A 20,649-nucleotide genomic window follows, 5' to 3' on the forward strand; every position below is an offset into this window, starting at 1 on the left:
AACTGCCGACTAGAAAATAAATCCCTTCCCTTTTCCCATAAGTCAGCGCCCTGTGAGTGATAACCTACGAGTTCTTCTATAAATGATATTGGATGCAGTATGACAAGCTGTTTGAGGACGCTCGGAGCTAGCCTCGCTAACAGTATAGTGATCCCCGCCGCTTGGTTATCGGGGCTTACGACGATAGGACTCTTGTGGGGCATGATAGAGTTTTGGCCCGATAAGCTTTCAGTCGATGGACGTCAGCTCTTCCTGGCTTCTGTTTCTATTTTTTGCCTCGCCATATGGCACTTGATACAGCGCAAGAGACGAGCAAAAGCACTTGTAGCATCCATCAACCTAAAAGAAGGTCTGAGCCTTGACGATACTCAACTGCTCGGCTATCCAAGCCCCATATTTTTTGTCTTTGACCTCTCCAACAAGAAGCTCGCTCAATGCCAAAGCGCCACCGGCGACTATCAAATTCGAGACTTCACGTGGGTAACAGGCTGGCAGTGTGAGTGGCAACAGATTGACAGCATGGTGTCGGGCGGCGTTATTCAAATAGTCGATGGGGCAGGCATGAGCGTTCCAGCCGACGAGATTCGGCGTAGATTCATAGGATTCTCACTGGTTTTGACGGTTGCCGATACAAGTCATCCTCTCCTCCGTTTTCCAATGAACCGGAGCGCAGCTGAAGGGTGGTGTGCCCGGTGCAATTTACTTTTCAATTGCTAAACACGAAGCATCACACCAGAAGATAATCAAATCTAAGGACCGACCGCGATTATGCAGGATCCACCAAGCTCGGTTCCTCAAGCGACTGTGTCCTGATCGCTCGTTGCCTTGACTCATAGCAAATTGACGCTACGTATTTTTTGCGAAGCTCAGAAAGGTTGCGCGGTAGATGCACCGCCACCGTCTTTCTATTTCACATCGAAATCAATTTGCGGACACAAGGGGAAATGCATGCTAACCAACATCAAACCGGGACCTAAGCCAGCGCGCGACGATGGTAAGGATGATAGAAGGCGCCACGTAAACCCGGAAAATAAGCCGAAACATCCAACCCTGCCGGTGCACAAACCTTCTAAATAGAGAAAACCGGGACAGGCCACGATTGTGAGAGCCAAGTAAAGTTATTTCAAATCATGGCCTGCCCCCGGTTTCCCTCGCATGGCTGTTGGTTCTTACTGCGATCAGCATTGCTTCAACTGCGTACGCAGGGCTGCCTAACCCTTTGCCCGACGAGCCTGGCCCATGCTTTGCCCGGTCTGGAGCGCTGATTACCGTTCTTGCGAGGGAAAACGGGGACAGACCACGATTGTGGACGGGGTGATTGTCGGCGGATACAAAATCGTGGTTTGTTCCCAACATCACCCGGTCCCAGTGCCAGGCTTCTTGTATCTGTCTAATCCGTTCGTCAGGCAGGTGAATGATTAGCTGCATGCCCAGGCTGCGCATGAAGATCAATGCCTAGCGCATGAATGACCTTGAGTACGGTATCAAATCTCGGCTTTGATCCGGGTGCGAACGCCTTGTACAAGCTTTCTCGCCCCATGCCAGAGTCCTTAGCGATCTGCGCCATGCCTCGGGCCTTGGCGACATAGCCGATCGCTCGGAGAAACTCCTCGCTATCACCATCAGCCAGCACTTGGGAAAGGTATTCACTGATGGCTTCGTCGCTATCGAGTAGTGCCGCCATGTCAAATGTCGTCAGGTGTTGGCTCATGTTCAAATCTCCTTTGCCAATTTCTTCGCTCGCCGGATATCAGCACTCTGTGAAGACTTGTCACCACCCGCCAGTAGCACGATGACCAATCCACCGCGCATGGTGAAATAGTCCCGGTAGCCAGCGCCTACATCCACACGCAACTCTGAAATACCATCACCGACAGGTTTCACATCACCCAGGTTACCTGCTGCGGCGCGATCAATGCGGCGGGCAATAGCGTTTTTTGCTCGCAGATCACGGACCGATGAATGCCAAGCAGTGAACGTCTGCGTTTGCTGTATGCGGTAAATCATGAATGACCGTATCCAGTTGGATACAGGAAGTCAAAGTGCTGATTTTGGTCGCCCCCCTATATTCTCAATCCGGTGGTGGGGGGAAACAGAGACAGACCAGGATCTGAGGATGAGCGAAACCGTAGTCTGTCCCCAGTCTTTGCGTACGCGGCGAAGAGGAGTCAGTGGGATGTGTTCGAGGGGACGGACTGCGCGGAAACGTCGAGAGGGCGGGTACGGCACGCATAAAAAAGCCCGCGAGAGAGGCGGGCTTATTCAGGGCTGACCTTCAAAGGCAATCGGACTTGCTTATCTGAAAGTCAGTGATCGGAGCACTGCTTGAATCATTGATTGTGTATTTGATCAAGAGCCCCGACTTCACGAACTGTCCTAGACCTTTTTCATCGCAGGATACAGAGGCCGCAAGAGCTTTTTTGTCTTTCGTAAATGCGTCGGAATTGATTTCATCTTTCGAGGTTTTTGTAAGCGTGTAGGAGATACGCATGATCCCGTCTTGATAGGTCACCGAATCAAGGCGAGTGTCATCGACCGTCTTCTGGGACTGGGCATTCATGATGAGCGCGGTCCCTTTAAGCTGGCGTTCTCGCTCCTCCTTTTTTTGTCTTCCGAAGCAGACCGTGCATGCCAGAGTTGAAGCAGGACAAAGAGTGAGATCATTACTGAAAAAAATAGGATAGGTCCGCGGTACTGCTTCAACTGAGATATCCATGGCAAAAGGCTATCGGTTATTTGACCATGCCGTCCCCCTCATCTCAAGCCGGAAAAATGCCGATGATTGTTTGGTTGAAGAGGATCGAGGACAGACCACGACTATAAAAATCGTGGTCTGTCCTCGGCTCTCCTCGGCTCTCGGGTGGGTACAGACGCCAGCTCAGGTGTGTTTTTAAGATGGCTGGGTGGCAACATAGTGGCCTGGTGTGTTGCCATTGATTGGGACTTATATGAAAAAGGTAGTTTTGACTCTCTCGCTGGTCACACTGGCAGCCTGCATGCCTTATCAATCAGTGACCTCGCCAGATCCAAATTGGATGCGTCTGGGTGGAGATGAGCCTGAAGGTTATCCAAGGTCGTTTGTTGAGAACCTGAGCGGCAATTGCGCTCTGGTTACCGAGTCATGGTCTGAGGGACGAATCAATGGTCGTCTGCTGTGGACCAAGAAGCAGGCTCGAAAGGCTGTTACCTGCCCATAGGCGCCTGCGTAAGGGCTGGTTTCGCGCCGCTAAGAAGTGACAAACCACGATTCTGAGGCCGCTAGATTAATGCACGCACCTGGCCCGCCCTTGGCTCGTAGCAGCGAAGTAATGGTGCTAAATTCTGCGCGTCCAGCATGTGGGCCCATCTGGCTCGGCGGGATATTTAACTCCTCTCTCAACCGATTTTGTGGATATGGAAATTCAATGAACACATCCAAGCTTTCGATTGCGCTGTCCTGCGCGGTAGCTGTTTTGATGTTGAGCGGATGCGCTGCCTCTGTAAAAAGCGGCGGGACTGAAACGCTCGTCATTCAGGAGTCAGCCAAGCAGAACCTGATCGTAAACTTTCAAGGCAACAGCAAGGTTCAACAAAACGAGGACTGGCCTCGCTTGAAGCAAGAGTGGAATGACGCCCTGCAAGTCGAAGCAACTCGCGCCGGCTACAGCCTTAAAGAGGCTCAGGCATCAAGCCTCGAGGGCAAGGACGGTGTCGGTATCAAGATCAACGTAACCAATTTCCGTTACCTGACTCCAGGCGCGCGCTACGGAGCCGGGGTCATGGTGGGAAATGCGTGGGTCAATTCCAGTGCCGACTACTCGGACTTGAAATCGGGTCACCTGATTGGAACTCGCACCTATGACACGTCCTCGTCGGCTTGGGAAGGTGTCATGTCGGCTATGACCAAAGAGCAGGTCCAGGCTATTTCTCAGAAAATCATCAGTGACATCAAGAGCGCAAAAACCAAGTAATGCGATCCTGGATAACCGGCGTCATGAGTCGACGAATAAAGTGGGTTGCGGAAGAGCGCGGATGACTCAATGGAAAACACAGGGAGTCTGGAGCAAGGCGTGGACCTATGCGTTGTTGGTATTTCTCGTAGTGTTTTCCTTTTACTCCGACGCGACCTGGCTGGGCGACGGCCCATCCAAGCCCAAGCGGGTCTTCAGCCCCGGCTTCATCGCGTTCTGCGCATTGGTGGCTGTGTTTGAGCTAATAGTGCTGAATCACTTCTATGGTGCGAGTAGATGAGGTGAGAGTTAAAGGATTGAGGGGACGCGGGGCAGGCCACGATTATGAGACGGGCTGATTACAGATGAACTCAAAATCGTGGTCTGTCCCCCTGTTTCCCACCTCACGCCCGGCTGCATCCCTCCAGCTTCACTCAATCCGGCTCCGGAACTTTTCCTTAAAATGATGTCAATTTGATAGCGTGTCGCGACGCTCAATAAAACAGGATCAACCAGTGCCAGGCTGTTTCCTGGCAGGCCCAGGAACGTATGAAATGAAAGTGATTCTTGCGATGGTATTGATGTTCAGCGGTTACGCCTTTGCCGGTTGTGGCAACATCGATGATCATGACCAGCGCGCTTATTGCAATGCCAGGGAAAGCGGCAGCAGTTGCGGGAACATTGATAATCACGATTTGCGTGCGGCGTGTAACGCAGAGCTGGGAGGCAGTTCCTGCGGCAACATTGATGATCATGACCAGCGTGCCTATTGCAATGCCAAGCAGGGCGGCAGCAGTTGCGGCAACATCGATAATCATGACTTGCGTGCGCGATGCAACGCGGAGACGGGTAGCAGTTCCTGCGGCAACATTGATGACCATGACCAGCGCGCCTACTGCAATGCCACCACCGGCAGCAGTAGTTGCGGGAATATCGACAATCATGACCAGCGCGTCCAGTGTGAGTCCGCGAAGCGCTGATTGGGGGCATCGGCGGGGGATGGGTAGGGAGCACCTGCATAGCGTTCTGCCGTGATGTATCTGCGTCGAAGCTGATGAAGCAACGCCCCCAGGGAGGGTTGATCAATGCCAAAGAAACTTCAGGAAAGCAAAGCAGCGACGGCTGCTGACATTGAGCGCTCCATCCAGGCACTGAACAAAATGGCGGAACGCCTCTGGGGCGATGGTCGGGAGGCTGAGGCGAAAGCCCTGCTCGATGCCTTGGATGCTTTAAACAGGGCGCTCGACAGGATCAGGATTGGGGAGAGTCGCAGGGTTCTTCATTGAAGCATGAAGGGAAATGGGTCACACCCACGATATGAAACGGGCCGATTACAAGGGGGCCAAAATCGTGGTCTTGTCCCTGGTTTCACGGCGTCGGCGTACCTTTGGCGCGCAAAGAAAAGCCCGACTGGGGAGGCCGGGCTAAAAGGGTTTCACTAGGAGCTGAGATGACCATAGGCGCTCGGCTGTGAAAGGGATGTGAAAGATTGCGTCCAGTACGAGTTTAAAATCGTAGTCTGTCCCTTGGTCTCGCTGCCGCATAACTGGTTGCTGGCTACACTGGGTTAGCTCACTCATCGAAGGACATGGAATGCTCATCGTCTTCAGCGGCCTTCCCGGCACCGGAAAAACGACTATCGCCAATGATCTTGCCGCTGCAACAGGCGCCGTGTACCTGCGGATCGATACGATTGAACAGGCGATTCGAAACTCGGGTGCTCTTGCGCGAGATGTGGGACGCAGTGGTTACATGGTTGCTAATGAGCTCGCCCTGAGCAACCTTCGTTTGGGGCGCACAGTCATTGTTGATTGTGTCAATCCCGTCCTCGAAAGCCGAGTCGCGTGGAGCGAAATCGCCTCACAGGCTGGTATTCGATTGGCAAATATCCAAGTGATTTGCTCCGATAAACATGAGCATCAGCGCCGGGTCGAAACAAGGATGGTTGATGTTCCCGGGCTGACTCCACCCACTTGGCAGTCTGTACTGGATCATGAATATGAGCAGTGGGAGGAAGCTCCGTTTTGCATAGACACAGCCTTGACCTCTCCGGTGCAAGCGGTCTCGATGATCATCGACCGATTTTTGTCCAGTGAGTAGCATCCCTGCGCCGCTCGGATACAAATGATGGGCGAGCCTATGCAATACCCAGTTGAGAACAACATGAAAGTGCGAAAAGCCTTACTAGCCGATGCAGAATCGGTATCCAAACTCCTAGGCCAGTTAGGCTACCAAGTCTCGCAAAAGCTAATCCGAGATAAGCTTGAGGCTTTAGAGCTTAGCGCTCGCGATACCGTGCTGCTGGCACAAGACGGTAAAAATATTGTCGGTGTCATAAGCTTGCACGTACTTGAGCTGTTTCATCAGCCGGGTAGGCTCGGACGCATAACTTCCCTTGTCATTGATGAAAATTTCCGAGGACAAGGAGTAGGGGCAATGCTTGTTTCCGCTGCTGACGCGTTTTTTACAGAGCAGCTTTGCGTCCGAGCTGAGGTGACTAGCAGTGATCATCGAATACAGGCTCACACTTTTTATCAACAGCACGGTTACGCGGTCGACGAGCGCCGGTTTGTCAAACGGTATGATTCTTCCGGGGCATAGTAGGTTTAAATTCGGCTAGCACGTCACCCTGACCAAAGAACGTCCTGCGAAGTCACCTTGCGCTCCCTGGCGCTGGACTTAAGCCCATAACTCCGTGGCATCTGCGCGGCGCGGGTATCTACGGGCTTGATCCGCCCTCCATGCCGAAGTTGCGTCGGTATCACGGATTCCCATCAATAGGATCTGCTTTATGACCTACCACGCCTCGTTGCTGCTCGATATCCCCGGCATAGATCATGGTTTCGAAACTTCTGGAAATTTAACGCTGCCGGAAGGAACACGTTACTGCACTCAGGCTCATGGTACGGTCATCATCGATGCTGACGTGGTAGGGCGGGGTGAACGCCCTGTCGCCGATGCACTGTTCTCAAGAGGAGTTCGGGATGCAGTAGCGGTCATCACTGCCGATTGCTTACCGGTGTTGGTGGCGTCGGTAGATCAACCACTTGTAGCGGCAATCCACGCCGGGTGGCAGGGGTTGAAAGCTGGCATCCTCGGCCATTCGTTAAGCCGGTTAGAGAAGGAAGGTGCTCCTCTCGCTGGATTGCGAATAGCAATAGGCCCCTCCATCGGCCCCTGTTGTTATGAGGTGAACAGGACGTTTGTCGAGCGTATTGAACATGCCGATAGCCATCTTTGGCAAAACGATTCTCCTCCGTGGACGGCCCACAGAGTGCCACCCGCGAATACGCCATGGGTCGAGCCCGAGGCCACACATAATGAAGCCTGGTTCGATCTACGAAAATATGCGTTGTATCACCTGGCGGGGAGTGGTGTAAGTCGTGAACAGGTCCAGGTGCTTGGACATTGTACTTATTGCTGCGGCGCTGATCTGGGCAGCTACCGGCGGAGGAGCCATCGAGCCGAACCTAAAACCTTCCAGTATTCTTGGATAAGACGTCAAGGGGAGCAGATTCGCTGAGGGTGGAATATCAGCATGAGGCAGAATGCTTGAGGTAGATAACGCGGACAGGGAACTTACTTTGTGCAGAGAACGGCGGAAACGGCTTTCGAATAGCCTCGTCTCCATTCAAACCCAACATTGTACGGATACGGGGTCTAGAACTGGTGCAGCGCCACCATTATCGCAATCACCACAGCAGCAATTCCTAATCCCATCGTCCAGTTCGACTCGGGCGTATCCTTGAACCACATACCTTTACTCGGGTAGCGGCCCCAACTGATGAGCTTGACTATCGGCCAACCGATTGGATAAAAAATTGCCCGCGCCACAGGTTCGAGAACGAAGTCCACTAATATGTCCAGCATCGTAGCTCCACCTCGCGATCCTCGGTAAGCGTACCGCAAGCACGCCTTGCGTAGTTAAATGGATGCCCACTTATGAAACAGCAATTTCAGTCGCTCGTTTCGTCGGTAGACGAGTCCGGGGGGACAGAGACAGACCACGATGGTCGACGTGCTGCTTTCAGGATCTGCTGGGTGGATTATGGTACCGAACAGGCCTCAGGTATGGATGAAAACAGAAAAAAGCGCCTTCAGATACTAGCAGAGTGGGCAGATAACCATAGTTGGAACAACCGTGAAGAAATAGCGGCAAGTGAACGCTGTCTTTGTACGGGATGCGGTCTATGGTTGAAGCCTTCCGAGATCCTTAAGTGGTATCAGGACAGGCATGCGTGCTGTCCCGACTGCGGTTTGACCGGGGTCATTGTCGGCTCCAGGTCGGGTATTCCGCTTGATGAGTACCGGAGCAATATGGACATTGAATAGCTCAGTTTTACAGGGCGAGAGCAGATCACGATTATTCGGTGGACCGATAATGGATGGACTTTTAAGCAGTTCCATCTCGCAGCTTTTGGACTTCCAGCTTCTGCGGGAACGATGCTTTCATGGCGCTGAAGGCAGAATGAAAGTTTGTAGTTGCGAATAGGCTTTACTCATTAATCACCCCCAACAACCACTCACTAAACCCCCGCACCGCCGTCTGCCGCTCCCGTCCCGGCACACACACCACCGTATACCGCGCACCCGCCAAGCGAACCTCAGGGCGATAATCAACCAGCTCCCCACGCGCAACAGCCTCAGCAACCAGCACATTGCTGGCGAGCACCAGCCCGTGCCCGGCGATCGCCGCCTGCAGGGCATGCTGCTCCTCGTCATAACGTCGAAAACGCGCGTTCTCCAGCCAGCCCAGGGTCTTGGCTTTGGCGCACCATGCAGGCCAGTCGACCGCCACCTTTGCACTGCTCAGCCACGGCACGTCGATCAGTTCGATGGACGAGCCCGCTGCGGGCGGTTGCCAGCCGGGACGGCAATACACGCCAAAGTACTCGTCCAGCAAAGGCTGTTCGAACAGCTGTGGGTCAGGCATGAAGAGGGCGCGGATCGCCAGGTCGATGCTGGCGTCACGCTGCAGGTCGACCACGTCGTTGCTGGTATGCAGCCTGACGTCGATCTCGGGGTACAACCGATGAAAATCCCCGAGCCGCGGTATCAGCCACAGGCTGGCGAATGCCGGCGTCGTGCTCACCACCAAGGACTGGGCAGCACAAGGCGGCGACAGCACCTGCAGGCCATGTTGGATATCAAGCAGGGCGCGGTGCATGAACGGCTGAAGGCGCTCGCCATCGGCGCTCAGGCGTACGCTTTGGCTGGAGCGTTCGAACAGCCGCACGCCAAGGAAGGCTTCAAGGCTTTTGACCTGATGGGAGATCGCCGCCGGGCTGACGTTCAGTTCCTGGGCCGCTGCCTTGAAGCTGCCCAGTCGTGCAGCGGACTCGAAGCCGCGCAAGGCGGTGAGGGGCAGTTTGGCGAACATGGGTGGGTAGGTTACTCAGGTTGAGCGTGGCTCAATTTAGCTCAATTGTGCGCGGGTGCTCAACTTGCCAGGCTGTGGTCTCCCACCTCGCTCCAGGAGCCCAGCGATGCAAGGCACGCCCCGTAAAATCCTTCAGGCCATCCTCTACGAAGCCGGCGGCGTGCTGTTCGTGGCCCCGGCGCTCGCGCTGACCTACGAACAAGGGATGGGCTATTCAACTCTGCTGTCGCTGGTGATTTCTGCCGTCGCGCTGGCTTGGAACATGCTTTTCAACGGCCTGTTCGAGTGGTGGGAACGTCGCCAACCCAGTCGCCATCGCAACTGGCAGCGACGGCTGCTTCACTCCCTGGGATTTGAAGGCGGCTTGACGTTGATTCTTACCCCGGTGATTGCTGCGTGGCTAGGTATCAGTCTATGGCTGGCGCTGATGACCAATCTGGGACTGTTTGTGTTCTTCTTTTTTTACTCGCTGGTTTTTCAATGGCTGTTTGATCGGGTGTTTGATGTTCCGCTTTCGGCGCAGGCCGATCAGGGTTCTGTATCCAACGCCCGTTGAGTCAGTTGCAGGAATTTGTATGGGAGGCAGTGAGTTATTCCTGGCCGAAAGTCGTTACAATTTGGCACGACTCGGGGCATTCGCAACGCGCCGCATTTCATTGAACAAGGAAGTACTACGTGAAACGGAATTTCTCCCTGGTCCTCGTCCTGGCTGCAACTCTCCTTGGCTGCGCCGCCAACAAGTCGGCCAACGACCCATCCTTGATCGGTTCATGGAAAGGCCTGCGGGCAGAAAACGGCAAATGCCAGTTCCTCTCCTGGAAAAATGACTTCAAGCCCGACGGTCGTTTCACCATCACCTTTTTCCGGGATGCCCAACAGACTCAGCCAATTCAAACCGAACATGGCACCTGGTCCGCTGCCAATGGCAAGAATGAATTGAGAACCGATGGCGTGCGTATGCCAGATGTCTACACGTACAAGTTGATCGATGTCGACACGGTGCACTACGTAAGTGTGGCGTCAGACCCTTCCGGCGATTGCCAGGAAGATTATGACTTCATTGAGCGACGCATTCGCGGTTAAGCCGATTTGACATGAGTTTGCCTTGTTGGCGACGTGTTTTCCGCAATCAGACATCTACTCGTTGGCCTGAGCCTGTTTGATCTTGCGTGAATAAATGATGCTGGTATGGTGGCGCCTCGTTTAAATCAGCATTCCAGAGGGATCTCTTATGCGCTCATTTTTCGCCAAGACGTTTGGCGGTCTTACGACCAGTTACTACATCCGCCAGTTTCTTTTTGGGCTGGTGTTTACAGTGATGATCATCTCCTTGGCGGCCAACAGCCCCGCAGGAATCGGTGCGAAGCCTGGGCTGATCGTGTTGGCGATCATCAATACTTTGCTTTATCCGTACTCTCGGTTCGTCTACGAAAGCGTTGTCGGCTACATCATGGGCAACAATGTTTTTTTCGTGAATGCACTGTTCATGCTGATGGTGAAGGCTTTCACCATGGCCATGTGCTGGTCGTTCGCGATTTTCGTAGCGCCGGTGGGGTTGGCGTACCTGTTCTGGCGCAACAGCCGTTCGGTCGTTGAATAGGTCAATAGCTCAACGCGTTTGCAGTTGAAAATTGGTGTGGGTAGGGCAAACGTGAACAGACCTTGATTATGGGGAAACTCATAATCGTGGTCGGTGCCCGGTTTCCCAGTACGAGGAAAGCCGCAGGGTTCTCTATTGATCCGCTACCGGATGTGAGTCCTCAATTTACGATATGGAAATCTCATGAAAAAAAACCTCGCAATACTTGCTCTCTTGGCCCTGACCGGCTGCGCCTATCAGAAATCTCAGTACGTTCTCGATATCGAGAATGCGCCCCTGCCAACGACTCCTGAAGCAACAGCCAGCGAGTGCGCTCGCATCTACGCCGAGATCGACAAGAATAACCAGGCTATGGCTCGCAGCTACCAGGACGGTAGCTTCACCATGAAGGCTCAGAACGAAAAAGATGCGCGTAATGAAGCGCTATCTATTCGGACATTCAAGATAGGCTGCCCTCGGCGGTAATGTCAGCACTGGCGGTCCTGATGGTCGTTAACCACTCCGATCCCGCTATGATGCAGGGCTTAGATGGCGACTGTAGATAAAACCATGCAAAGGTTGTCATTCTTCGTCAGAATGTTGTTTGCATGTTGCCTTCTTGTCGCCACGGCTAATCACATCCGTACGGATGCTTTACATGGTTTGCTCTGGGACTACGGATACGGACCTGGCGCTTATTTGGCGAGCCGTATCTTTTGGGGAGCGCTTACATTTTTTGACCCGCTCGCAGCTCTGCTCCTGTTCCTCAAGCCAAGAGCCGGAATTGTGCTTACGGCTGCGATCATCTTGGTCGACGTAGCTCACAACACCTTATACGTCGCATTGAAGCAGCAGTGGCTGGAGCCGTTCTATCTGTCCCAGTTGGCGTTCCTTATCTTTGTATTCCTGCTGTCCCCCATCGCTTGGCGCGGCTTGACTCCAGACGCTGTAATTACCAGTCCAGCTTGAACGTAATTCAGTCCGCTGATGCGGCAGTAGCTGATTGATTTCACTCGCCCGCTGCGTCGGCAGGCGCGCGCGAACCTCCTTCAGATAAGAATCGGGTCATGACCATTCAGCCATGCATGCAGTCTGGATCAACCGGGTGCCGATGCTAGAAGAACTCATTATCGACGATGATATTGGGCGCGCCGGGGTAGGGTGTCATTGGTCGGCGACTCGTCTAGACCGGGGGTTTATACCGGGCTGAGGGTTGCCACGCAGGTTGTTGGCGACTACCCTGAAAATGTTTGGATTGTTACGAGAGATTTTAAGCGTGGCGATTTTCGGTCAACCCACTTACGGATGAGGTGAACACAATGTTTTCTCATGAGGGTGCTGCAATAGAGGTATTGCTCTTCATTTTTGGCTTTGCCGGGTTTGCCCTGGCACTGTGGTTCGTTCATGCCTATTTTGAGCGAAAGACTAGAACTGGTGTAAAAAAACAACATTCAGGTCGTTAAGGCAGTTGAGTTTCGGCTGATGTTTCTTCGTAGACGTCTGCCGAACCTGCCGTCAGGGTGGCCACGCTCAGGGTGAGGGAGTCCATCTATTGAGATGCACTCTCCCGTGGGGCAAACTCCTGTTGCTTCATTGGCCGATAACAGGAGTTTACGGATGCCATTTCCACTGATGGAACAGAATGCCTTGAACCCTCAGTTGAGCGCACAAGGTGCGTAAAGCTGATCGCTTATTTCAATTGGTGAATCTGATTCGTATCCATCAGCCAATCTCTGCTGAACGACTGGCGAGCCGAATTGGCGTTTCCGTTCGCTCGATCTATCGATACATCGATGACCTTTCCTTCAGTGGAATCCCAATCTATGGGACCACCGGTGTGGGATATGCCTTGGACGCCGACTTCGAGATGCCGCCTTTAACGTTGAACAGGCTCGAACTGGATGCATTGATGCTCGGGATGGAAATGCTTTCAGCCTCCGCCGATAACGATCTGAGTGCTGCTGCAAGGATGTTGTTGAGCAAAATCTCAGCGTCTCTGGTCCATCACAAGGTTGACCCCAGCACGGCAAAAATCAGGGCACTTGGAACAACACCTTCCTCCACGCGTGGTCATCTGGCAACGCTTCGCGATGCCATCGAAAACACTCAGGCGCTGAAAATAACGTATACCCGTTTGGACGGTGCGGTTTCGCAACGCCTCATTTGCCCCCTTGGTCTTTTCTACTGGGGAGGAAAGTGGACAGTTGGAAGCTGGTGTTGCACCAGAACGGCTTACCGCGATTTTCGGGTCGATCGCATCACCTCCATCGCTGTTGCCCAACAACCATCACCCAACAATCCTGCCCTTGACCTCCAAGCGTATATGAAGCACCAGGCAAGCCAGTGGAAAGCGATCACCGCTACTGACACTACGCTGTCAGTATGAGCCACTGATAATGGGGACTCCTTAACACGCAGAAGGTCATTCCCATGCAGCACTCGTCTCATGTACTCGAACTTGCCATTTTCAAGGTCAAGCAGGAATGCGTTGCGCAAATGCCTGGGCTCCGCGCAGGGCTTCGTGAAACATTAAAGAGCTTTCCTGGTTTGATCGAGTACCGTGCCTACTGCCCTATGAGCGACGATCGAGTCTTCGTGGACTTGGCCATGTGGGACAGTCTTGAGAACGCGCAAAAAGCGGCAAAGGCGTTCAACGATGGCGATCCGAGATTCTCTGGGTATATGCACGCCATTGAAAACCTGACGTTCCTGAGTCACCTCGTTCCAGAGATGAGTTGACCCTCGACGGACTGCCAGAGCGGACAAGAGACACCGATGCCCTTGCTGTCAGGCATCGGTGTCGTTACTTCCAGCGTAAGTATCCTCAGAGAGACTGACGTTCGGGTCGTTGTTTCTGACGGGAGTACGGCGCACTGATGCAAGACATGTAACTTATGTCGCCCGTTTCACAGGGCTTGGAGTAGAGTGCGGATCGCTCTTCTTCCGGTCCGTATTCGTGAGTGATCGCATGAAATTGTTCCTAGGCATATTGGCCGTTGTGCTGCTGGCAGGTTGTTCGACGCTCTCTGAAACCTTCGATGATCGTCCACGTTGTGGTCCCCATCCGTATTGCGGGACCTCCACCGATATTGAAGTGATCAAGGCCGCAACGGATGAAAACGCCGGAGTGTTTCGTGCCTTGGTGCCGTTGGCGTTGATTGACCTGCCATTCAGCTTGGTCACCGATACGCTATTGCTGCCGTATACCGTGTTTGCTGAAGAACCGACTCGGAACTAATCGGACCCGCCCGAAGACTTCGCAGGTCCGTAGGCTGGGTTATCCAGACTCCCACGACTCAGAAACAACAAGCCCGCACACTCATGATGAGGTGCGGGCTCTTGATGACCCAAGCCTGCAATCAGAGACGCATGCCTTTGAACGGGTTCCAGCCTTGCTCACCTTTCACTTCCTTGAGGTAGTAGGCGTAGTTGGCCATGAGTGCGTACATCATCGACAGGGCGATGCTCAGGCCTGTACTCAACGGCCGAGGAAACTCCATGCCGAGGATTGCGAAAATCACGCTCAATGCGATATTGATCGCCAGGAAAATACCCAGCAGGGCGAGGTTTTTCTTCCAGAGGCCGAGGACGAACAGGTAGATAGGGCCGAAGAAAAATGCAATCACGTTGGCGTTGATGAGGATTTTCTTCTTGACGCCTGGCAGCGTCTTGACGGCTTCCTTGTAGCGTGGGTCGTTTGGTGCACCATAGGTTTCAAAGAAGTCAAAGCGTTCCTGCCACTTGGCGCTGTATTTACCCGTGCTTTGTACTTGTTCAGTTGTGCTCATTTTGCAAGGCTCCTGCTTTCCATTAGTAATTTTTCTTTCTTCCAAGAAATCCTGTGCTCTGTTTCTAGCGCATTGATTGCTTTGATCTTTGACAAAGGGCGCGAGTGAATCGCCTGAGGTGTTTATTTTGCCGTTTTATGGCCGTTGGTGTGGAACATTCCGCACTGGCCACTTGAGCGGTCGCCTGGTCTGTGACGTGCTTCACTCTATTTTTTTCAGCGGGGGCGCCGGCCGACTTTCAGGAGCGGCTGACGCTGTCTCCGTAGACACGGATCATGTCCAGCAGGTTCTTGACCCGCAACGGCAGGTTGCCGGCTGGATAGACCGCATGCATGCGCGGGTCTTCACCTGTGCTGGAGGTCAGCTTGTACTCGGGGAACACCCGCGCCAGGCGTCCCGCCGCCACTTCCGGCTCCGCCAGCCAGTCGGCCAGGCGGGCAATCCCGGCACCGGCCAGCGCAGCCTGGAACACCGCCGCGCCGGAACTGAAGCGAAACTTGGGGTGCACGCGAAAGCTGCCGGCCTGGCCCAGCCCACGAAAATTCCATTCCTTGAGAATCCGCGGTGCCGTGTGCAGGATCAATGCGTGCTGTTCCAGCGCCTCGATGGAAGCCGGCAGCCCGCATCGTTCCAGGTAGCCAGGGCTGGCGTAGAGGTAGCGCGAATAGCTCCACAGCGGGTAGCCGATCAGGTCGCTGGATTGTGGAAAGGCGCCACGAATCGAAAAGTCCAGCTTGCCCTTGACCGGATCGACCGCCGCATCGGTGAAGATCACATCCACGCTGACATCGGGATAACGCTGGCTGTACTGGGCGATCAACCCGGGGATCACCGTGTGGGCGAAGGATTGCGGTGCGGAAAAGCGGATCCAGCCGGTGGCCAGGCCGCTGAGCCCGGCCAGGTCCTCGTCCGCCTCACGTTGCAGATCGAGCATTCTGTAGGCGTGGGGCAGTAGCCGCTCGCCGGCCTCGGTCAGCGTCACGGCATTGGCCGAGCGATTGAACAGCTTGACCCCGCTGCGTTCTTCCAGCCCTTGAATGGCGCGGGTCAGCGAGCTGGGGGAGCGCCCCAGGCCGCGGGCTGCGACGACAAAGCTGCGCTTGCGGGCCACCGTCGCAAAGGCTTCAAGATCAGCCAACATATCCAGCGCCACCGGCTACCTCATTGCACTTTTCACAATATGACATTGCAACACAAAAAAGCCCTTTCCGTTAGCCTTCCCGCTCTCAGCACAAGGACGTAGCTAAACAGGAGCGATGGATATGTCGACGCTGGATGAAACACTCAGAAAAGCAACCGCTCTTGCGGGTGAAGCGACCCACGAATGGCGGGTGCCAAAAGCCCCCCTCTCGACCACCCACCCCTTTATTGCCAGAGCCTGATTCAATGTTCGATATCGTCCTGCTATGTGTCTTCGCCTTCGCCGCCGGCCTGATCGATGCGGCCGTCGGCGGCGGCGGCCTGATCCAGATCCCGGCACTGTTCAATGTGTTGCCCAGCGCCCAGCCCGCAGCGCTGCTCGGCACCAACAAGGTCGCGGCGGCCTGCGGCACGGCCTTTGCTGCGCGCTCGTTCGTGCGCAAGGTGGTGATCGACTGGAGCCTGGTGGTTCCTGCCGCTGGCGCGGCCTTTGTCATGGCCTTCGCTGGCGCGGCGACGGTATCGATCGTGCCGCAGGCACTGATGCGCCCGGCGGTGTTGGTGCTAATCATATTGATGGCGATCTACACCTTCTGGAAAAAGGACTTCGGCAGCCTGCACAAGCCCATGCGCATCGGCACCAAGGAGAAGCTGCTGGCGGTACTGATCGGTGGCGCCATCGGTTTCTACGACGGTTTGTTCGGACCGGGCACCGGCAGCTTCCTGATCTTCCTGTTCATTCGCTGCTTCGCCTTCGACTTCCTGCACGCCTCGGCGTCGGCCAAGCTGGTGAATATCGCCACCAATGTCGCGGCGCTGCTGTTCTTTATCCCGAGCGGCAACGTGCTCTACTTGGTAGCGCTGCCGATGGCGCTGTTCAATATCTTTGGCGCGCTGACCGGCACCTGGCTGGCGGTGCGCAAGGGAGTGCCCTTTGTTCGCGCGCTGTTCCTGGTGCTGCTGGTGATCCTGATCAGCAAGCTGTCCTATGACCTGATCTCGGCGGGTTGAGTTGCCCATTGCCCCGCCAAAAAGTGTTCGGCAAGCAGATTCAGCCCCATACTCTCGGTTTTTGCCCCGCAGATATTCAGAAGAGGCCCTGTTTTGTCGAATGTTGAACCCCACCTGCACGCGCTGACGTTGAATCACATCTACGACGGTTTCAAACAGCTGATCCCCATCTCTCTTTTCGTCGTCGTGTTCGGCGTTGCTTTCGGCCTGGCGGCTGCGCAAACGGGCTTGAGTGATACGTCAGCGGTGCTCATGAGCGCGCTGGTTTTTGCCGGCGCTTCTCAATTTGCCGCGCTGGACCTATGGGGCCAGCAAGTGCCGGTCGTTCCGCTGATGATCACCGTCTTCGCCATCAACGCCCGGCACTTATTGATGGGCGCGACGCTTTACCCGTGGCTGCGGGAGCTGCCCGTTGCCAAGCGCTACGGTGTCATGCTGGTTGTTTCGGACGCCAACTGGGCCATGGCGATGCAGGCGTTCAGTCGTGGCAAGCCGGGGCTCGGGCTTTTATTCGGCGGCGGCATTGCACTCTGGGTCGCGTGGATCCTGGGCAGTTGGCTGGGGCTTCATTTTGGCAGCGCCATTGAGAACCCGGTCAGTTTCGGGCTCGATATGGTGATGGGCTGTTTCTTGTTGGCGATGGTCGTCGGCGGGAAGAAAAACCTGCGCATGTTCATCATCTGGACCGTGGCGGCCTGCTCATCGCTGTTGGCTTACTGGTACTTGCCGGCGAACAGTCATGTCGTGGTCGGCGCTTTGGCGGGGGGCATTCTGGGCGCGCTGTGGATGGAGAAAAAACAATGAGCATTGAAACGGCGGGTTACGGCACCCTGGTTGTCATATTGATAATGGCCGCAGTGACATTGGCGACTCGGTGGGGCGGTGTTTTCGTGATGTCGTTCGTGCCGATCAACTATCGGGTGCAGCAGTTCATCACGGCCATGTCCGGTTCGGTGTTGGTGGCGGTGTTGGCTCCGCTGGCGGTTAAAGGTGACAACGGCGCGCGCCTGGCTTTGCTGACCACGGCAATCGTCATGCTGACACTGAAAAAACCGCTGCCGGCAATTGCGGCCGGCATACTTGCAGCTGCTTTAGCCAGGCAGTTCTGAAAGGTCGAGTCGCCCGCGAACAAGCGAGCGACGAAACCCCATCAATACCCAGGTCAAAAACTCAGCGCCGCCGCTTCCCCAAACGAGTGATCCTGTACGCCCGTCATGAAGTGCAGCGACATCTCCTGTGGCGCCTCGATGGGTGGAATTTCAAAACTCCCCACCACCTGACCCTGAAGCGCACTCAGCCGCATCGACTCTTCTTCCTTTAACTTTGCCATTCTCGCGTGATTCGCTGCGATTTCGTTGAGAGTTGACACGGTACATCTCCGTTTGCTGACCAAGCATTGATTAATTTGCCGCCGCGTCAGAATTACGTCGTTCTTGGCTGCTGAGACAGGCCAGTGCAAACCCTGAGCCAGACGTGGCCGCCTGTTGGCCCCGACACTCGACAGGTGACGAATGGCGGGCAGGCGTGCATTGACGTCGGCAACGTTGCAACCATGCCTCAACAATAAGTCACTGATAATACAATCCGCCCCCCCGATAGGGTCAGTCGGTCTCGGCGTTGTAGACGCTTGATCGGTATGTCGAATGCCTGTGCAGCACAACCACTGCGGCTCCGATCAGACTGGTGGCAACCGCCAGCAGCAGAATCACCCGCTGCGTTCCGACCGGCGCGGCCAGTACCGCGACCAGCAGGCCCGCGAGCGGTTGCGACAGGTTGTTGAGCAGTGTGATGACGCCGACGGTCTTGCCGAAGTCCTGGGGCGGAATGACTTGCTGGCGGAGGGTACGGAAGTAGACGTTGAACATTTTGTCGAAACCGACAATCAGCAAGAAACCGACGACGTAGCCCCCTGTGTTCGGGCTGAGGGCGGTGATGAAGGCGCCGACGGCAATCAGCGTGTAGGAGAGGGCACCCAGTAGTTTCAAGGGCAAGGTGACCCGAGCCAGGAGAAACAGGATGAGGATGGTGGTGACGGCACCGGCTGCCTGTAAGCCTGCGTAGTCATCCTTGCCGGCGCCGTAATGGCCGATGACCATGGCCGCCGAGGTGGCGAGGGTGACGCCGATGATCAGGTTGACGCCCACTGCCAGGCTGATGATCTTTTTCAGTTCCGCCAGGTTGCGAATGTGGCCTAAGGCAATGCGCAGCGGGTTCAGCCAGAGGTCGTGATGCTGCTCGAAGGTTTCCAGGGTGACCGAACTGATGCGTTGCCAGTACAGCATCGCCAGGTCCGCCAGCAGGAACAGCCCGGCAATCGCCAGCACCACCCAGTGCCACGCCCACACCTCAAGCAGCAGCGCAGCGATCAGCGGGCCCAGTACCAAACCGGTCTGGTCGGCGATTTGCGAGTAGGACAGGGTCTTGGTGTAGGTGTAGTGCTTGAAGATGTACGGCATCACCACTTCGCGGGCCATGATGCCCTGCGTGGTCAGCACGCCGCACAGGGCCGAGAGCGCGACGATCCAATAGATACCGCCGAAGACACCATGGAGCACGACCGTCACCCCGCAGGCGACGGCGCGATAGACCTGGCTGATGTGCAGGATGCGAATCGGCGAAAACTTGTCGCACAGCGCGCCGCAGATCGGGAACGCCAGGTAGCGTGGCAAGGACTCGACGAAAAAGGCCAGGCCTGCCCAGGCGACGCTGTTGGTGGTCTGGAAAACAATCAGCGGGACGATGAACAGCAAAATCTGGTCGGCCAACCGGGAGAGGAACATCGAGACGAAAAAAGCCAGGTAATCCTTGCGCATGAAACTCCTTGATTGCTGTGTTCAGGTGTTATCCGGTCCAGGCAAACGGCGCTCAGCGTGATATGGAACTAATATCATCGTTAGTCTCTATATCTTTACAGGGGTCATCCCTTTTTTGAGAGAACTGCCATGTTCAAATCGCGCTCGTTGATTGCTGCAGTGACCTGTTTCGCCCTGGCGGCTGGCCCTGGCATTGTTGTCGCGGACCCGGGCAACGGCAAGGGAAATGCTCAATTCGATCAAGGTCCTGGCCACGGACAGGGAGGCAAAGGCGGGCAAGGCAACAAGGGCGGTCAAGGAAATCCCGGTAACAAGGGTAACCAGGGCGGCAAAGGCAACCAAGGTGGTGGCGGCGGTGATTGGCATAACGGCCCGAGCCTCGACCGCGGCGGCATCCTCGGTGTGATTGGCGGATATCGCGATTACTGGAGCCCCGGCCCGGCGCTGCCGCCAGGCATCCAGAAAAATCTTGCACGAGGCAAGCCGTTGCCACCCGGTATCGCCAAAAAGCTCGATGGGCGACTGCTGGGGCGGTTGCCGCACTATGACGGTTATGAGTGGCAACAGGTCGGCACGGACCTGATCCTGGTGGCGATCGCCACTGGCATCATCTATGAAGTGCTCAATGGCGCGTTCGACTAAGTCGGAGTAATGCCAATCAGTTAAGCAAAACGCCTGTGGGAGCGAGCCTGCCCGCGAAAACGGTGGGTCATTCAACATTGATGTTGGCCGACTCGACGCCTTCGCGAGCAAGCTCGCTCCCACAATTTTTTCCGAGTTGTTCTCGGGTATCACACTCAGCACAAATCCCCTGTGGGAGCGAGTATGACCGGGAGAGCCAGGCCGGCCGCAAGGCCGCCTCGCGAGCAAGCTTTGCTCCCACAGATCTGACGGGTGTACAACTGGGAGAGTCAGGCCGGCTGTTAGGCCGCCTCGCAGTGGACGTTGATCTCGGGCATGCCGAGCCTAAGCGAGGCACCAAGTGGTGGGGCAAAGCGTTTTTGGTTTC

General features: G+C 55.3%; 29 protein-coding genes and 1 pseudogene. 20 read left to right on the top strand and 10 right to left on the bottom strand.

Annotated elements, in window-relative coordinates:
- Positions 1–201: 201 nt before the first annotated feature.
- Positions 202–717, top strand: coding sequence for a hypothetical protein (locus AB4O22_RS06170; protein WP_223471358.1), 516 nt, complete (start codon positions 202–204; stop codon positions 715–717).
- Between the two features lie 685 nt (positions 718–1,402).
- Here the strand turns inward: AB4O22_RS06170 and AB4O22_RS06175 are convergent.
- From AB4O22_RS06175 to AB4O22_RS06185, 3 genes are all read right to left on the bottom strand, one after another.
- Positions 1,403–1,711, bottom strand: a complete 309-nt coding sequence (locus tag AB4O22_RS06175; protein WP_038858737.1) for an addiction module antidote protein — start codon at positions 1,709–1,711, stop codon at positions 1,403–1,405.
- A 2-nt stretch (positions 1,712–1,713) separates the two neighbouring features.
- On the bottom strand, positions 1,714–2,007 hold the full coding sequence (locus tag AB4O22_RS06180; RefSeq protein ID WP_038858735.1) for a type II toxin-antitoxin system RelE/ParE family toxin: 294 nt from the start codon (positions 2,005–2,007) through the stop codon (positions 1,714–1,716).
- Between the two features lie 268 nt (positions 2,008–2,275).
- Positions 2,276–2,716, bottom strand: coding sequence for a hypothetical protein (locus tag AB4O22_RS06185; protein ID WP_460095998.1), 441 nt, complete (start codon positions 2,714–2,716; stop codon positions 2,276–2,278).
- Between the two features lie 688 nt (positions 2,717–3,404).
- Between AB4O22_RS06185 and AB4O22_RS06190 the strand changes: the two genes are divergently transcribed.
- From AB4O22_RS06190 to AB4O22_RS06220, 7 genes are all read left to right on the top strand, one after another.
- A complete protein-coding gene (locus AB4O22_RS06190; RefSeq protein ID WP_043042784.1) occupies positions 3,405–3,950 on the top strand; it encodes a DUF4410 domain-containing protein in 546 nt (181 codons plus the stop codon).
- Between the two features lie 61 nt (positions 3,951–4,011).
- Positions 4,012–4,230, top strand: coding sequence for a hypothetical protein (locus AB4O22_RS06195; RefSeq protein ID WP_043042785.1), 219 nt, complete (start codon positions 4,012–4,014; stop codon positions 4,228–4,230).
- Between the two features lie 253 nt (positions 4,231–4,483).
- Positions 4,484–4,909: a hypothetical protein gene (locus AB4O22_RS06200; protein ID WP_223471362.1), complete on the top strand. Its 426-nt coding sequence runs from the start codon at positions 4,484–4,486 to the stop codon at positions 4,907–4,909.
- A 105-nt stretch (positions 4,910–5,014) separates the two neighbouring features.
- Positions 5,015–5,215 (top strand): hypothetical protein, encoded by a 201-nt coding sequence (locus tag AB4O22_RS06205; protein WP_013693816.1) that lies wholly within the window; start codon positions 5,015–5,017, stop codon positions 5,213–5,215.
- Between the two features lie 307 nt (positions 5,216–5,522).
- Positions 5,523–6,029: a P-loop nucleotide/nucleoside kinase family protein gene (locus AB4O22_RS06210; RefSeq protein WP_038858727.1), complete on the top strand. Its 507-nt coding sequence runs from the start codon at positions 5,523–5,525 to the stop codon at positions 6,027–6,029.
- Positions 6,030–6,092: 63 nt separating this feature from the next.
- The gene (locus tag AB4O22_RS06215) at positions 6,093–6,530 is read left to right on the top strand and encodes a GNAT family N-acetyltransferase (RefSeq protein ID WP_033028208.1); all 438 of its coding nucleotides are present in this window, start codon (positions 6,093–6,095) and stop codon (positions 6,528–6,530) included.
- A 190-nt stretch (positions 6,531–6,720) separates the two neighbouring features.
- Positions 6,721–7,452: a purine nucleoside phosphorylase YfiH/LACC1 family protein gene (locus tag AB4O22_RS06220; RefSeq protein ID WP_003203790.1), complete on the top strand. Its 732-nt coding sequence runs from the start codon at positions 6,721–6,723 to the stop codon at positions 7,450–7,452.
- 137 nt (positions 7,453–7,589) lie between these two features.
- Here the strand turns inward: AB4O22_RS06220 and AB4O22_RS06225 are convergent, their stop codons facing one another.
- Together AB4O22_RS06225 and AB4O22_RS06230 are read right to left on the bottom strand one after the other, a co-directional pair.
- Positions 7,590–7,799, bottom strand: a complete 210-nt coding sequence (locus AB4O22_RS06225) for a hypothetical protein (RefSeq protein ID WP_003203789.1) — start codon at positions 7,797–7,799, stop codon at positions 7,590–7,592.
- 625 nt (positions 7,800–8,424) lie between these two features.
- The gene (locus tag AB4O22_RS06230) at positions 8,425–9,309 is read right to left on the bottom strand and encodes a LysR substrate-binding domain-containing protein (RefSeq protein WP_100264115.1); all 885 of its coding nucleotides are present in this window, start codon (positions 9,307–9,309) and stop codon (positions 8,425–8,427) included.
- Between the two features lie 106 nt (positions 9,310–9,415).
- Here AB4O22_RS06230 and AB4O22_RS06235 point away from each other — a divergent pair, with 106 nt between their 5' ends.
- From AB4O22_RS06235 to AB4O22_RS06255, 5 genes are all read left to right on the top strand, one after another.
- Entirely contained in the window at positions 9,416–9,865 is a 450-nt protein-coding gene (locus AB4O22_RS06235; protein WP_013693812.1) for a PACE efflux transporter, read from the top strand.
- A gap of 119 nt (positions 9,866–9,984) precedes the next feature.
- Positions 9,985–10,392, top strand: a complete 408-nt coding sequence (locus AB4O22_RS06240) for a hypothetical protein (RefSeq protein ID WP_100264114.1) — start codon at positions 9,985–9,987, stop codon at positions 10,390–10,392.
- A 148-nt stretch (positions 10,393–10,540) separates the two neighbouring features.
- Positions 10,541–10,909: a hypothetical protein gene (locus tag AB4O22_RS06245; RefSeq protein ID WP_003203784.1), complete on the top strand. Its 369-nt coding sequence runs from the start codon at positions 10,541–10,543 to the stop codon at positions 10,907–10,909.
- A 183-nt stretch (positions 10,910–11,092) separates the two neighbouring features.
- On the top strand, positions 11,093–11,374 hold the full coding sequence (locus tag AB4O22_RS06250) for a hypothetical protein (RefSeq protein WP_003203782.1): 282 nt from the start codon (positions 11,093–11,095) through the stop codon (positions 11,372–11,374).
- 84 nt (positions 11,375–11,458) lie between these two features.
- Positions 11,459–11,857, top strand: coding sequence for a hypothetical protein (locus AB4O22_RS06255; protein ID WP_100264135.1), 399 nt, complete (start codon positions 11,459–11,461; stop codon positions 11,855–11,857).
- A 15-nt stretch (positions 11,858–11,872) separates the two neighbouring features.
- Here the strand turns inward: AB4O22_RS06255 and AB4O22_RS06260 are convergent.
- A pseudogene (locus tag AB4O22_RS06260) lies at positions 11,873–11,973 on the bottom strand (transposase domain-containing protein); the annotation flags it as partial.
- A gap of 587 nt (positions 11,974–12,560) precedes the next feature.
- On the opposite strand from AB4O22_RS06260, the gene AB4O22_RS06265 reads away from it, so the two are divergent.
- The 3 genes from AB4O22_RS06265 (at position 12,561) to AB4O22_RS06275 (ending at position 14,126) form a co-directional block, all read left to right on the top strand.
- On the top strand, positions 12,561–13,274 hold the full coding sequence (locus AB4O22_RS06265) for a helix-turn-helix transcriptional regulator (protein WP_460096000.1): 714 nt from the start codon (positions 12,561–12,563) through the stop codon (positions 13,272–13,274).
- A 44-nt stretch (positions 13,275–13,318) separates the two neighbouring features.
- A complete protein-coding gene (locus tag AB4O22_RS06270; protein ID WP_100264112.1) occupies positions 13,319–13,627 on the top strand; it encodes an antibiotic biosynthesis monooxygenase family protein in 309 nt (102 codons plus the stop codon).
- A 229-nt stretch (positions 13,628–13,856) separates the two neighbouring features.
- Complete coding sequence (locus AB4O22_RS06275; protein WP_100264111.1) at positions 13,857–14,126, top strand: YceK/YidQ family lipoprotein; 270 nt, start codon at positions 13,857–13,859, stop codon at positions 14,124–14,126.
- A 121-nt stretch (positions 14,127–14,247) separates the two neighbouring features.
- Here the strand turns inward: AB4O22_RS06275 and AB4O22_RS06280 are convergent, their stop codons facing one another.
- Complete coding sequence (locus AB4O22_RS06280) at positions 14,248–14,676, bottom strand: DUF2628 domain-containing protein (protein WP_003203778.1); 429 nt, start codon at positions 14,674–14,676, stop codon at positions 14,248–14,250.
- A gap of 238 nt (positions 14,677–14,914) precedes the next feature.
- A complete protein-coding gene (locus AB4O22_RS06285; RefSeq protein ID WP_460096001.1) occupies positions 14,915–15,829 on the bottom strand; it encodes a LysR family transcriptional regulator in 915 nt (304 codons plus the stop codon).
- Positions 15,830–16,062: 233 nt separating this feature from the next.
- Between AB4O22_RS06285 and AB4O22_RS06290 the strand changes: the two genes are divergently transcribed.
- From AB4O22_RS06290 to AB4O22_RS06300, 3 genes are all read left to right on the top strand, one after another.
- Positions 16,063–16,827 carry a sulfite exporter TauE/SafE family protein gene (locus AB4O22_RS06290; protein ID WP_028236718.1) on the top strand — a complete coding sequence of 255 codons (765 nt, stop codon included), beginning with the start codon at positions 16,063–16,065 and terminating at the stop codon, positions 16,825–16,827.
- Between the two features lie 93 nt (positions 16,828–16,920).
- Positions 16,921–17,631 (top strand): AzlC family ABC transporter permease, encoded by a 711-nt coding sequence (locus AB4O22_RS06295; protein ID WP_223471368.1) that lies wholly within the window; start codon positions 16,921–16,923, stop codon positions 17,629–17,631.
- A complete protein-coding gene (locus AB4O22_RS06300; RefSeq protein WP_003203770.1) occupies positions 17,628–17,936 on the top strand; it encodes an AzlD family protein in 309 nt (102 codons plus the stop codon). The genes AB4O22_RS06295 and AB4O22_RS06300 overlap by 4 nt, the downstream gene beginning before the upstream one ends.
- Positions 17,937–17,989: 53 nt before the next feature.
- Here the strand turns inward: AB4O22_RS06300 and AB4O22_RS06305 are convergent, their stop codons facing one another.
- Together AB4O22_RS06305 and AB4O22_RS06310 are read right to left on the bottom strand one after the other, a co-directional pair.
- Positions 17,990–18,196 carry a hypothetical protein gene (locus AB4O22_RS06305; RefSeq protein ID WP_027912993.1) on the bottom strand — a complete coding sequence of 69 codons (207 nt, stop codon included), beginning with the start codon at positions 18,194–18,196 and terminating at the stop codon, positions 17,990–17,992.
- A 232-nt stretch (positions 18,197–18,428) separates the two neighbouring features.
- Positions 18,429–19,640 carry an MFS transporter gene (locus AB4O22_RS06310; protein ID WP_460096002.1) on the bottom strand — a complete coding sequence of 404 codons (1,212 nt, stop codon included), beginning with the start codon at positions 19,638–19,640 and terminating at the stop codon, positions 18,429–18,431.
- Between the two features lie 129 nt (positions 19,641–19,769).
- Here AB4O22_RS06310 and AB4O22_RS06315 point away from each other — a divergent pair, with 129 nt between their 5' ends.
- Positions 19,770–20,282: an anti-virulence regulator CigR family protein gene (locus AB4O22_RS06315; RefSeq protein ID WP_223471373.1), complete on the top strand. Its 513-nt coding sequence runs from the start codon at positions 19,770–19,772 to the stop codon at positions 20,280–20,282.
- Positions 20,283–20,649: the final 367 nt, after the last annotated feature.

Source organism: Pseudomonas sp. S3_B11 (genome assembly GCF_054667715.1).